Here is a 12,327-nt window from a genome sequence, read left to right as displayed (position 1 = left end):
GGGGCGGTGGTGTATAAGGGGGCGTCGGAAAGCAAGTGTTTTCCTGCCCGCGCCAAATCTGGGTTGTAGCGCTTGGGTATGCGAAACTAATGGGCATGACAAGCACAGCTATACCCACCCAGTCAACGCCCGTGAGCGAAAATCCGCGCACCGAGGCCTACCGCGCCGATGCGCTGACTCATCGGGCGACCCTGCTGGGTATTGTGTTGACCGCCCTAGCCAGTGGTGTGGTCACGCTGCTGGGCTGGTTTGCCTTCAAGACGGTATCTCTGCCTTCTTTTAATACCTCCATGGTCACCCGCGCGCTGAGCACAGTGGGTGTGGTGGTCACGCTGGCTCTAGCCGGCGGGCTGTGCGTGTGGTGGCTTTATGACCACTACAAGGATTCCTTTACACGGCCGCGCTGGCGGGTCTGGCTGACCTACGCGGTCACCTATCTCTCCCCCGCGCTATTGACCTTGGCTGCCGTGGGCTTGCCGTTGTCCGCCTCCCGTTTGTGGCTCGACGGCGTGCAGGTGGACCAGGCTTTCCGCACCCAGTTCCTCACCCGCTCGGTGGATGAGATGGGCTATGCGGATATGAACTACCAGGATATGCCATCCTTTTACCCCATTGGCTGGTTCTGGTTGGGCGGCCGCTTGGGAGCACTATTGGGCATTCCGGGATGGGAGGTCTACCAGCCCTGGGCGCTTATCTCCATCGCTGTAGCCGGCTGCATTTTGGTGCCCCTCTGGCAGCGCCTCACCAGCTCCCTACCGGTCGCCACCGCCATCGCCCTAGTCACCACCGCGATTACGCTCACCATCGCGGCCGAGGAGCCCTACTCCGCAGTCATCGCCATGGGCTTGCCCACCGTCGCGGTGCTCAGCGCCCGCGCCTTCCGCGGCTCTTGGCTCTCCACCCTGGGTGTAACACTCTACCTGGGCATTTCCGCCACCTTCTACACGCTTTTCACCGGTGCGGCCGCGCTCACCGTGGTCAGCCTCATCGCGCTCTTTACCGCGCTATATGAGCATACGTGGCGACCCATCGTGCGACTGGCGGTAATGGCGGCAGGCTCCATTGCCATCGCGCTCATCGCCTGGGGACCCTATGTATGGGCGGTCATGCACTCGCCAGTACCGCTGCAGACCACCGCGCAGCACTACCTGCCGGAGGAAGGCACCCAGATTCCAGTGCCATTTTTGTCCTTTAGCATTGTGGGCTTCCTCTGCCTCATGGGACTTATCTACATGGTCATTCGTCTCAATGACCAAGAGGTGCGCGCGCTGGGAATCTCCCTCATCGGCAGCTATCTATGGATCGTTGTGTCTATGGTGGCAACGCTGGCCGGCACCACGCTGCTGAGCTTCCGCCTCGAAATCATCGTGGTACTCCTTTTTGCTACCGCCGGTGTCCTAGCCTTAGCCGAGGTTCGCCTCTTGGGCGTACACCGTCTCTACCCGGCGCGCTTCTCCCACACCACCAATAAGCAAATCACCGCGGTCTTGGGCATTATCCTCGCCCTGGCCGGCGTCTTCTATGCGCAGCAGATTCCGGAGGCCAACGAGGACGCCATCGACCACGCTTATAGCGATACCGATGGCTATGGCGAGCGCGCCGACCGCTTCACTAGCGATTCTGCTCATTACTACCTGGATATCCACAACTTCATCCAGGACCAGGGCTATACGCCGGATGGCACGGTGGTGCTTACTGATGAAAAGATCTTCATGTCTTACTACCCTTATTGGGGTTTCAACGCCTTTACCAGCCACTATGCCAATCCACTGGGTGAGTTCAGCACCCGCAATGAGCAGATTGAAACCTGGGCCAACGATTCCTGGGACATGAAGCCGGATGAGTTCCGCAAGGCCCTGGATTCCGCTGCGTGGCGCAGCCCGGATGTCATGATCTTCCGCGGTGATTTGGAAAATAAGGACGATGGTTTCAAGCTGCATTTGGCAGAAGATATCTACCCCAATCAGCCGAATATTCGCTATCGCGCGGTCTTCTTCAACGCCGATGTCTTTGACAAGGGCTGGAAGCTAAAGCAGACCGGCCCCTTCGTAACAGCCGTTCGTACCAAGTAAGTTCACCCACACTTCCCGCCCGTGGCAGGGTGTGCCCGCGGGCGGAGAGGGGTATCTGACGTAGACTAATCGCCGTGTCAGATAGCCTCACTACGAATACCACCCAAGCGCGACCTGCTAGCTCCCGCTTCGCCGCCGCCCCCGCGGGCCTGCGGTGGACCGCGATCATTGCCGGACTGATTGGTTTCCTGTGTTTTGTAGCCACCCCGCTACTGCCGGTGACCCAAACTCAGTCCTCTTATGACTGGCCGCAGCATGATTCCGTGCAGTCCATCAACGCGCCACTCATTTCCGTGGCGCCAGAGGATCTTCAGGCCACCATCCCTATCTCCGCAGTCGATGAGCTGCGTGAGGGACAGTCCATGGTCTACGGCACCGTCCCTCCGGAGTCCAAGAAAGCCTCCAACCGCGGCCTTTTTGTCCGCGCGAATGAGGAGGGCCTTTCCGTTGTCTCCTTGGATGAGGTTCTGCTTACCCTCAACTCCAAAGAGGTAGCCAAGCTCCCCAAGGACGCCAAGATTGAGATTTCCGCTACGGGCGATGGCACCAGCGTGCGCGTGGGGGATCATGAAAAGACCACCGAGGAGGATCTGCGCCCGCAGGTCACCGGTGTCTATACCGAAATAGACGATAAAGCGGACGTGCAGGCCCTGCTTGACGACGGCCTCAATGTGCACGTCGATATCAACTCCCGCTTCACCTCCTCCCCGACGGTGCTCAAGACCATCGCCATGTGGCTGGGCACCGCCATGGTGGTCGTATCCCTGTTCTGCCTATGGCGCATCGACCGCCTCGATGGCCGCCGCTTTGGCTTCATGCCTAAGACGTGGAAGAAGGTGCGCCCGCTCGATGGCGTGGTGGCCGCCGTCTTGGGATTTTGGTATATCTTCGGCGCCAATACCTCCGATGATGGCTTCATCTTCTCCATGAGCCGCGTCTTCGATCACGCTACCTACATGGCCAACTACTACCGCTGGTACGGCGTGCCAGAGGCGCCCTTCGGCGCCCCCTATTATGACCTGGTTGCCGTTCTCTCCCAGATTTCCACCGCCTCGGTCTTCGTGCGCTTGCCCGGCCTGATTTCTGGGCTCATCATCTGGTTTATCCTCTCCCGCGAGATACTTCCGCGCTTTGGCCAGCTTGTCGACGGCCGCCGGGTCGCTCACTGGACCGCGGCGCTTATGTTCTTGGCCTTCTGGCTGCCCTATAACAACGGCACCCGCCCCGAGCCCATCGTGGCGCTTGGCGTGATGTTTACTTGGGCCTCCTTTGAGCGTGCCATTTCCACCCACCGCCTGCTTCCGGCGGCCGTGGGCACCATCGCCGCAACCATCACCCTGGCCGCCGGCCCCACCGGCCTCTTTGCCGTGGGCGTTTTCCTGGTCAGCCTGCCGCACCTCTTCCGTGCCATGGCCGAGCGCGTGCCGTCCATGGGCGGTGGCACCTTGGGCTGGCTCGCGCTCATTGCGCCATTCCTTAGCGCTGGCACTGCCATCATGGTTGCCGCCTTTGGTGACCAGACGCTATCGACCGTGCTGGAGTCCACCCGCGTGCGCTCCGAGGTTGGCCCCTCCCTGCCGTGGTACGCGGAGTACGCGCGCTACTCCACCCTCTTCCAGGAATCGGTGGATGGCTCGCTCACCCGCCGCTTCGCGGTCTTCACCATGCTCTTCTGCCTAGTGCTCATCGTGGCGGCCTTCATCAAGGACCGCCGTGTCGTCGGTGCTGCCGTTGGCCCGACCCAGCGCCTGCTCATTATCGTGGCGCTGTCCATGTTCTTCCTCATGTTCACCCCCACCAAGTGGACCCACCACTTTGGCATCTACGCCGGCGTGGCCGGTGTTATCGCCGCCCTCGGTGCCGTGGTGCTCTCCCAATTCGCGCTGCGCTCGCCGCGCGCTCGCACCTTCGCTATCGCCGCGGTGGTCTTCTTGCTAGCCATTTCCTTCGCCGGCTGGAACGCCTGGTGGTACGTTTCCTCCTTTGGCATCCCGTGGTGGGATCGCACGGTGCAATTCAAGGCCATCGAGGCCAATAAGGTGCTCCTCGCCATCGCGCTGGTCATCTTCGCCATCGGCATAGTGCAGTCCCTGCGCCATAGCTACCGCAAGTCCCAAGCAGAAGAGGTCGGCACCCTGGCGGAATTTGAGAAAAATGCCGCCGCTAAGGTTTCGCGCTCCGCCGGTATCATGTCCGCGCCCATCGCCTTGGCCTGTGCCATCGTGGTAGCGCTATCGTGTGCTTCCTTTGCCAAGGCCACCGTCTCGCAGGCGGATTCCTACTCCGTGGGCAAGGGCAACGTAGCCTCCCTGCGCGGCAATACCTGCGCTCTGGCGGATCAGACCATGGTGGAGACCAACACCAATGATTCCTTCCTGACCCCGGTTGAAGGCGACTTGGGCGATTCCCTGGTGGACCAGGACGAGACCCACAAGGGCTTCGATCCAAACTTCATCCCTGAATCCATCGAGCCGGAAAACCAGAATTCCGCCTCCGTAGGTGCCATCGCGGATGGCTCCAGCGACTCCTCCTCCGATAGCGCGGAGACCGCTACCTCGGGTGCGGATACCGAATCCGGCGGTAACAGCGATTCCGCTGATTCCCAGGAGACAAAGAATAAGCAAGACAAAAAGGACAAGAAGTCCAAGGAAACCACCAATACCTCGGAGGGTGGAGTACGCGGCACTGAGGGTGTCAATGGCTCTACCATGCACCTGCCGTTCAACCTGGATTACACCAAGGTCCCGGTGCTCGGCTCCTATTCCGAGGAGCAAGACTCCACCTCTGAGGTGACCACCAAGTGGTACAACCTGCCAGAGGCCAAGGACAATACTCCCGTGCTCGCCGTATCTGCAGCCGGCAATATCTACCACCACGACGTCAACGGGGTAGAGCAGGAAGGCATGAAGCTTAGCCTCGAGTACGGCACCATCGATGACTCCGGAAAGGTCACCAATACTGGCGAGGAAGAACTCTCCGCCGTCGGTGCCACGCCAAAGTGGCGCAACCTGCGCCTACCGCTGGATAAGTTGCCAAAGGATGCCAACGTGGTGCGCCTGGTAGCAACGGATGACTCCACCGATGAGGATGACTGGCTGGCCTTTACTCCGCCGCGCGTCCCAGAGCTAGACACCATCAATAACCAGTTCTCCAAGGACACCCCGGCACTATTGGACTGGGCCGTAGCCCTACAGTTCCCGTGCCAGCGCACCTTTGACCACTTCGCCGGCGTTACCGAAATCCCGCAGTACCGCATCCTGCCAGACTCCTCGGCCCAGACCTCGCTGACGGACTTCCAGTCCTTCTCTGGTGGTGGTGCCATGTCCACCGCGGAGGCGGTCAACTACTCCTACGAGATCCCGAGCTACCTCAATAATGACTGGGCACGCGACTGGGGTGCCATCGAAAAGTACGAACTGCGTACCGATTCACAGGGCAATGCCCCAGTGCCAGCCGAGATTGATTATGAGGACATTACCCGTTCCGGACTGTGGAAAGACTCCGAGATGAAGATTCGCCCCGAGGGCGAGGAGTAACCTCCCCAGCGGCCGCGCCCCGATCCTGCTTCGGGGCGCGCAGGCGCCGCACGATCCAATCACCTACGAAAAAGAGCAACAGCGAAGCGCCAAAGAGCGGCGCGATGATTGAGTAGGCCACCACCCCCGCCAGCACGGCGGGGGTAATTTTTAGCTCGGGCAGGCTGCGGCGCGGTTTCTTCCACCACATCCACAGGCCCGCAATGCTCACCACGAGCAGGCCGAGGGCGAGTACCGCCAATGCAATCTGGCTATAGATTCCAAAAAGCGTCCCCATGTGCAGCTGGATGAGCCACGAGGTTAGCTGTGCCGCAAGCGGCCAATCGGCCGAATTGATGCGGTCGATGACCTCCCCGTTCGGAGTAACCGCCACGGCGTCGCTGCGTAACTTGAAGGCCGCACGAGCCTCCCGCACGCCCCACGCATCGCCGGGCTTTTCCGGCGGAGTCATTTCCAGCACCCCGGTCAAACCCTGGCTACGGGCGGTCGATTCTGCAGTTTGGGCTCCGGCGAGTTCTGCAGCATCGTGGTGTCCCGTATGCCCGGCGTGACCCGCGTGCCCGGCGTGGTTGGCATGCTCCCCTGTCCCAGTGCTAGCCCCCGCTTCTGCAACGGAGGTGGCCACGGACGGTTCCTTCCAATTAAGTTCCTCACGCACCTTGCCAATACTTGTGCCCGCTACCAGCGACCATGTCAGGCCGGTAACCGTAAGAAAGAGGAAGCCCGGCAACAACCAGGCACCCACGCGGGCGTGCAGCGCCAGTACTTTAGAGGGCTGCTTCTTATTCCTTTGTTTACGCTTGAGCCACAGGTAGAGACCGAGGATGCTCAGCGCGCCGAGCCACGAGGCCGCAAGTTCGGCGTAGAGGCGGCCAGGCTCGCCCAACCATAGGGTGCGGTGGCCATTAGAGGCCCACGTACGGAAAGGCAGCGCCCGCGAGCCGCCATATTGTTGTAGTTCGCCAGTGATGTGCAGGTCCACCGGGTCTACAAAGACAGCGTGAGTATAGCTGGAACTGGGGGCGGTGGGGTCGTCGAAAAGCACGCGGGTGGTCTCCTGCGGGTCTTCGGAAGGCTCGACTCGAACCACGGTCCCATCCGGGTGCTGGCGCTGGGCGGCTGCAATCTGTTCATCGAGGCTGCGCGGGCTGCCTTGCGCGGTGGCTGTCACCTCATCGTGGTAAATCCACGGTTCAAAGGTGGGCGCCAAGGCGTAGAGAAACCCGCTTAACGCTGCGACGATGAGAAAGGGCGCAATGATTACGCCGGCGAATTTATGCAGGCGCGATAGCGCGCCATGAGTGGATATGGTCATGCGGAACTAGTCGCGAGCCTATTGAAACTAGTTCCCTTTTAGCATGGAACCTCCAGGCAATTGTTATTTTTCCAACTCTCCTGCCAGGAACGCGGCCGCATCCCGCACGCGCTGACGGGCAACCGCCGGGGTAGACACGCGGTGGGTGGAAACATAATCGCGCGCCACGGCGCCGGGCACAGAAACACGCGCAGCAATCTCATCCTCGGTCGCGGTCTGGACGAAAATATCCGGGCAGAGCTTAGAAAGGTCCGCCGGAATTGCATAGCCGGCACGGAGGTCCTCAGGCAGATTCGCCAAGGCACCGAAATCGGGGAAGCTGAGCAGGAGGGCGTCGGCAGGCGCAAGCGCCGCCAGAGCGCCGCCGGAGGAATATCCCCAGGTGGTGACGTTGGAAGCACCCTGCTTGCGGGCATAGTCGATGGCGTGCTGTACGGCATTAACCATCTCCGCCACGGTGTGCGCGGGTGCAAGCGGATAGTCCACATCGATGATGGTGGTGCCAGATAGTTGCGCGGCGGCGGCTACCTCAGGGCGCCATTGCATCTCTAGTGCCTGGCCAGCACCGCGCCACCAGCCGCCCGAGTGGAGCGACACCGCCCAGCGGCCGGTGGGCTTTGTGGGCCGAAAAATGGTTCCCACCTCGGATTCTTCCACGCTGATGCCCTCCGTATAGGCGGTGCCCGGCAACGCATGATCCGCCGCAGTGCCGAGCACCATCATTGCCGCGTGTGTAATCCGGTCCGGCAAGAGCGCACAATATTGATCCGCCTCAGGAGAGCCGCCCCCAGCCCACGGCGGGCGGAAATCCGGGGTGTCATAGTGGGCATCGATATAGGCAACGAGCTGCTCAAGCTGCTCCTGGTCGTCCATCTGACGGTCCTGGCCGCCGATGTGCCACTCCTGGCCCGGCTCCAGCGGACGGTGCGGATCCTGGTTAGCATCTGCGTTAGTCATGCCACCGAGCCTACGCGCACCGCCTACCGGCGGAAAGGGCTACCAAATGGTGACGCGATCCTCCGGCGCAATGTACATGGAAGAATCTTCTGCCACGTCAAAGGCTTCGTAGAACTCCGAAATATTGGCCGCAATGAGGTTGCAGCGGAACTCCGCCGGCGAGTGCGGGTCAATGGCTAGGTACTGGGTGGCCATCTCCGGACGGATGGCGGTGCGCCATACGCGGGCCCAAGACAGGAAGAAACGCTGCAGGCCATTGTAGGTGTGCTCAGCCAGCTCTGGCTCGGCACCGTCTACCTCGAACTTTTCCTCCTTGCCCTGCAGGTCGATGCCCTTATCGGCACAGTAGTTCTTAAAAGCCACCACGGCGATACCCAAGCCACCCAGGTCACCGATATTCTCGCCCAGGGTAAAGCTGCCGTTCACCCCAGTAGATTCGATGCCGGCCTCCTTGAGCACCGTCGGTACCTGGCCATTGAACTGCTCCACCAGCTTGGCGGTGAGCTTTTCAAAGGCGGCGCGATCCTCATCGGACCACCAGGAGTTCAGGTTGCCCTGACCATCAAACTGCGAACCCTGGTCATCGAAGCCGTGGCCGATCTCGTGGCCAATGACGGCACCGATGGCGCCGAAGTTTTCTGCGGCATCGGCCTCCGGGTTATAGAACGGCGGGCGCAGGATTGCCGCCGGGAAGGTGATGTCATTGACCACTGGGTTATAAAAGGCGTTGACCGTTTGCGGGGTAGTCACCCATTCATCGCGATCGGCCGGCTTGCCAATCTTGGCCAGCTCGAAGTCGTGAGAAAAGGCAGAGCCGGCACGCGTATTAGCCAACAGGTCCGCGCCCTTGCCGGCGACCTCGAGGCCGGAATAATCGCGCCAGGAATCCGGGAAGCCAATCTTGGCCTTGAACTGGGAAAGTTTCTCCAAGGCACGCTCGCGGGTGGTCGGGGTCATCCACTCCAGCTGAGAGATGCGCTCGCGGTAGGCAGCAATGAGGTAGGCCACCAGCTCATCCATCTCGCGCTTGGAGGAAGCCGGGAAGTGCTTATCCACGAATACCTGGCCAATCTCTTCGCCCACGAGGGACTCAGCCAGGCCTACCGCGCGCTTCCACCGGTCGCGCTGCTGGGTGGCGCCGGAGAGCTTGGTGCCGTAGAACTCAAAGTTCTTCGCGCCGACTTCCTCCGGCAGCATGGCCGCGCGGGAGCGCAGGATGTGCCAGGTAGCCCATAGCTGCCAATCGGCCATGCGCTCGGAGGTAAAAAGGTCCTCGAAGTGCTCGAGGTAGGACGGCATCATATTGACTACGCGGTGCTCCGGCAGGTTGCCGCCGGAGAGCACGGCGCGAGCCATGGTGGGCAGCTCACCAAACTCACACGGGTTATAGGTTTTCACCGCATCGCGAGTGGAGACCACATCCCAATGGCCAGCGGCAAGTTCCTTTTCCAGGCCCACGATGCGCTGGGCGGCTACCTCGGCACCTAGGCCGAAAAGGCGGGCTGGGTCGAGGAACTCCAGCATCTCTGCCACATGCTTTTCATAGGCGGCCAGCGTTTCGGCGTGGGCTTCCTCGCGGTAATAAGCCTCATCCGGCAGGCCCAGGCCGGATTGAATGACATAGGCAATGGCGTCCTCGGAACCAGAGTCCTTGGATACCCAAAAGGTCACCGGGGAGCCGACACCGGTGCGCTCGAGTTCACCCAGGCGTTGCGCTAATTCCTCTGGGTCGGCCGCGCTCAGGCGGTCCAGATCCGCATCCAATGGAGCCATGCCGGCCGCATTAACCCCTTCGGTATCCATAAAGGAGGCATAGAGCTTGCCCGGTCGGCCGGTGTCCTTTTCCACGATTTCGTGGACGAGTTCTTCGGCTTCGTCGCGCAGCGCGTGAAAGGTGCCGTCCACGCCGCGATCATCGGGAATAACGTGGCTTTCCAGCCAGGGTCCATTGACTAGTTGATAAAGATCTTTCATGCTTGCCACTCTAGGGCAAAGCGACAAGATAAGGTGTGGTCCATGAATTTTTATCGCTTTCCTCCAGCGCATCCGCGGCGCCTTTTCTGCGCCGTCATTGCGTTCGTGGCGGTGGTTCTTGCCCTGCCCATGATCGTGCAGGCGGCGCTGGGGGATTCTTCCGCAGACGTCGAGCAGGTCACCCTAGCCGAGCCCAGCCAGGACTGGGAGATTGACGTTCCCGATCTTTATTGCGAGCGCGACTATGAATCCCTCGCCAGCATCGGCTGGAACTGCGGCGATGTCAGCGTACAAGCCACCCTTACCGAAGATGCCAAAGACGATGCCACCACCTTGCGCCGCATGGTCCGCGCCCTAGCCATGGCGCCCTTGCCGGCCGATGCCCCTACCTTCGACGGCACTAACGGGGCCCTCCTGCTTGCCGACGCCCCCTCCTCCACCGCCGCCCTCTCCCTCGACGGCACCGGCGAGGACGAAAACAAGGATTGGGTGGTCACCGTGACCGGCAAGGGTGAGCAGGCCCGCGCCACCGCTTCTCGCATTTGGCATGCCTTCGGCCAAAAGGATCTACCCGCCGATGCCGATTCAGAATTCGCTGATTTCTCCGGGGAGTTGATGTTCTAGATGTCTAAGCTCTTTCGCACCACGCTGTGGATCTTATCCGCCATTGGACTCATCGCCTTCTTTTTCCAGACGCTAAGCACATTTTTGATTTCTCCCCTGATGGGCCTGCTCAGCCTGCTCATCGCCGCCATACTCGTGGCGCTGGTCATCTACCTTCTGCAGCGCAGCCCCATGTGGGCCCGCCCGGCGCGCCTATGGGCCACGCTGGCTTTTCTTTGGGGCGGCGGGGTAGCCGTTGCCTTGGCGCTTATCAGCGCTGGGCCGGTCATGCAGCTCGCCATTGGCTCCGGCTGGGTCGACGCCATGATGTCGTGGAGCGGTGCCTATCCGGAGGAAATTTCTAAGGCCACCGGCGTAATTTTCGTGCTCATGTCCTTCCGCCAGCTCAACCGCCCATGGCATGGCTGGATGGTGGGCGCAGTGGTGGGCCTTGGCTTCGAGGCCTGCGAAAATATCCTCTACGGCGCCATGGGTGCCACCATGCATCCTGATAGCGATATCCAGGGGCTTTTTGAAATGTGGGGCCTGCGCCTTATCGCCGGTCCTGGCCTACACGTATTGCTCACCGCTCTGGCCGGCTGGGGCATCGGCTGGGCACTCTATGCCGCCGCCAAACCCGGATGGTGGCGCATCGGAGTCTTTCTCGGCGCCCTAGCCGCCTCATTCACCCTGCATTTTTGTTGGAACTACCTGCACGATTCCGAGGTGGCCTCGATCATCCAAGCCGTTGTCGTGGCGCTTATTCTTTACCCGCTGAGCATCTGGCTGGTGCTGCGCGGTAATAAGCTTGCCAAAACCGACGAGAGCTACAGCCACAGCACCGCCAAAGACGCCCTCGCCTTCATCCGTTAGCACTTGCACAAGATTATTGAGGTACCCAAGTTTCGTTTTACTAAGCGGGAAAACTTGGGGTACGTCACTCGACTATTTCGCCATCGCTGCAGCCAAGAAGCTTCGTAATTCTTGTCCCAGGTTTTCTAAGTCCGTGCAAGCAAAATGGCCAGGGTTCCACACCAAATACAGCGGTACCCCTTGCAGACTTTCATTCCCTGCGGTGATTCCTAGCGGTACCAAATCAGATTCCGCAATTTCAGTACATATAGCCAACGCTCTTCCCGCTTTAGCCAGAGCCAATAAGGTTGCGGTGTCATCGCATTCAATTACTTCTCCGAGCGAGGCACCGACAGTGCCGAGGAAAGCATCAAAGAGCGTTCGAGACACGCTTCGGTGAGTAGGTAGCGCCAATCTATATTGGATTAGCTGCGAAATATCAACACTACTTTGATGTGCGAGCTCACAATTTGGAGCTACCCAAACCCGAATAGGTGCATACCCCAATGCGTGGAAACTTAGGCCTTCCCGCGGCGGTAGCGGCGATACCACTGCGTCAGCGCTACCTTCCAAAGCCTTAAAAGCCGCATAGTGTTCTATCGGTTGAGTAGTAAGGACTGGAGTTCCTACTCTTGCGGTGGCAATCAGCGGAGCCAAAAGGGTGGAAATAGTAGTTTGCGTTGCTGCTATAGTTAGCTGCTTCACGGAACCGTGCCGCAGACTATCCGCGGCTTGCTCAGCTCTGCGGTTTTCGGCATAGAGACGGCGGCATGAAGAAACAAGAGAGCGTCCCGCCTCATTGAGCCGCAGTGCGGAACTGGAGGAGCCGCCAGCACTAGTTCCCCGCTCCAACAGCTCTAAACCAACTTCTTTCTCAAAGCGTCGCAATTGACGGCTAAGTGCCGGTTGAGTGATGCCAAGTCGGTCCGCTGCCGCCGTTACTGTGGGTGAATCCGCCAGGGTAAGGAAATATTTGACGCGTTGAATATCCACCCGACCATTTTAACCACTGATTATG

At 60.2% G+C, this 12,327-nt stretch carries 8 protein-coding genes; 4 read left to right on the top strand and 4 right to left on the bottom strand.

What is annotated here, in order from left to right; all coding sequences use genetic code 11:
• Nucleotides 1-95 precede the first annotated feature (95 nt).
• Together WMP97_RS07250 and WMP97_RS07245 are read left to right on the top strand one after the other, a co-directional pair.
• Entirely contained in the window at nucleotides 96-2,072 is a 1,977-nt protein-coding gene (locus tag WMP97_RS07250) for a galactan 5-O-arabinofuranosyltransferase (RefSeq protein WP_034656153.1), read from the top strand.
• A gap of 74 nt (nucleotides 2,073-2,146) precedes the next feature.
• The gene (locus WMP97_RS07245; RefSeq protein ID WP_340440170.1) at nucleotides 2,147-5,608 is read left to right on the top strand and encodes an arabinosyltransferase domain-containing protein; all 3,462 of its coding nucleotides are present in this window, start codon (nucleotides 2,147-2,149) and stop codon (nucleotides 5,606-5,608) included.
• Here the strand turns inward: WMP97_RS07245 and WMP97_RS07240 are convergent.
• The 3 genes from WMP97_RS07240 to WMP97_RS07230 form a co-directional block, all read right to left on the bottom strand.
• Nucleotides 5,547-6,923 (bottom strand): PepSY-associated TM helix domain-containing protein, encoded by a 1,377-nt coding sequence (locus WMP97_RS07240; protein ID WP_340440169.1) that lies wholly within the window; start codon nucleotides 6,921-6,923, stop codon nucleotides 5,547-5,549. The two genes, WMP97_RS07245 and WMP97_RS07240, sit on opposite strands and share 62 nt — an antisense overlap.
• A 63-nt stretch (nucleotides 6,924-6,986) precedes the next feature.
• Entirely contained in the window at nucleotides 6,987-7,880 is an 894-nt protein-coding gene (locus tag WMP97_RS07235; RefSeq protein WP_340440168.1) for an alpha/beta hydrolase, read from the bottom strand.
• A gap of 39 nt (nucleotides 7,881-7,919) precedes the next feature.
• Nucleotides 7,920-9,854 carry a M13 family metallopeptidase gene (locus WMP97_RS07230; RefSeq protein ID WP_340440167.1) on the bottom strand — a complete coding sequence of 645 codons (1,935 nt, stop codon included), beginning with the start codon at nucleotides 9,852-9,854 and terminating at the stop codon, nucleotides 7,920-7,922.
• 42 nt (nucleotides 9,855-9,896) lie between these two features.
• Here WMP97_RS07230 and WMP97_RS07225 point away from each other — a divergent pair, with 42 nt between their 5' ends.
• Nucleotides 9,897-10,478 (top strand): hypothetical protein, encoded by a 582-nt coding sequence (locus WMP97_RS07225; protein ID WP_023020337.1) that lies wholly within the window; start codon nucleotides 9,897-9,899, stop codon nucleotides 10,476-10,478.
• Complete coding sequence (locus WMP97_RS07220; RefSeq protein ID WP_340440166.1) at nucleotides 10,479-11,330, top strand: PrsW family intramembrane metalloprotease; 852 nt, start codon at nucleotides 10,479-10,481, stop codon at nucleotides 11,328-11,330. It abuts the gene before it with no gap.
• A gap of 72 nt (nucleotides 11,331-11,402) precedes the next feature.
• On the opposite strand, the gene WMP97_RS07215 is transcribed toward WMP97_RS07220, so the two are convergent.
• Nucleotides 11,403-12,302, bottom strand: coding sequence for a LysR family transcriptional regulator (locus tag WMP97_RS07215; protein ID WP_023020335.1), 900 nt, complete (start codon nucleotides 12,300-12,302; stop codon nucleotides 11,403-11,405).
• Nucleotides 12,303-12,327 lie beyond the last annotated feature (25 nt).

Origin of the sequence: Corynebacterium sp. KPL4072 (assembly GCF_037908395.1) — a bacterium.
Taxonomy (GTDB): domain Bacteria; phylum Actinomycetota; class Actinomycetes; order Mycobacteriales; family Mycobacteriaceae; genus Corynebacterium; species Corynebacterium kefirresidentii.
This window is presented reverse-complemented; position numbering and strand designations above follow the sequence as displayed.

Coding starts and splice junctions, on each gene's coding strand:
- WMP97_RS07250 (WP_034656153.1), top strand. CDS start 96: ATGACAAGCACAGCTATACCCACCCAGTCAACGCCCGTGAGCGAAAAT.
- WMP97_RS07240 (WP_340440169.1), bottom strand. CDS start 6,923: ATGACCATATCCACTCATGGCGCGCTATCGCGCCTGCATAAATTCGCC.
- WMP97_RS07235 (WP_340440168.1), bottom strand. CDS start 7,880: ATGACTAACGCAGATGCTAACCAGGATCCGCACCGTCCGCTGGAGCCG.
- WMP97_RS07230 (WP_340440167.1), bottom strand. CDS start 9,854: ATGAAAGATCTTTATCAACTAGTCAATGGACCCTGGCTGGAAAGCCAC.
- WMP97_RS07225 (WP_023020337.1), top strand. CDS start 9,897: ATGAATTTTTATCGCTTTCCTCCAGCGCATCCGCGGCGCCTTTTCTGC.
- WMP97_RS07220 (WP_340440166.1), top strand. CDS start 10,479: ATGTCTAAGCTCTTTCGCACCACGCTGTGGATCTTATCCGCCATTGGA.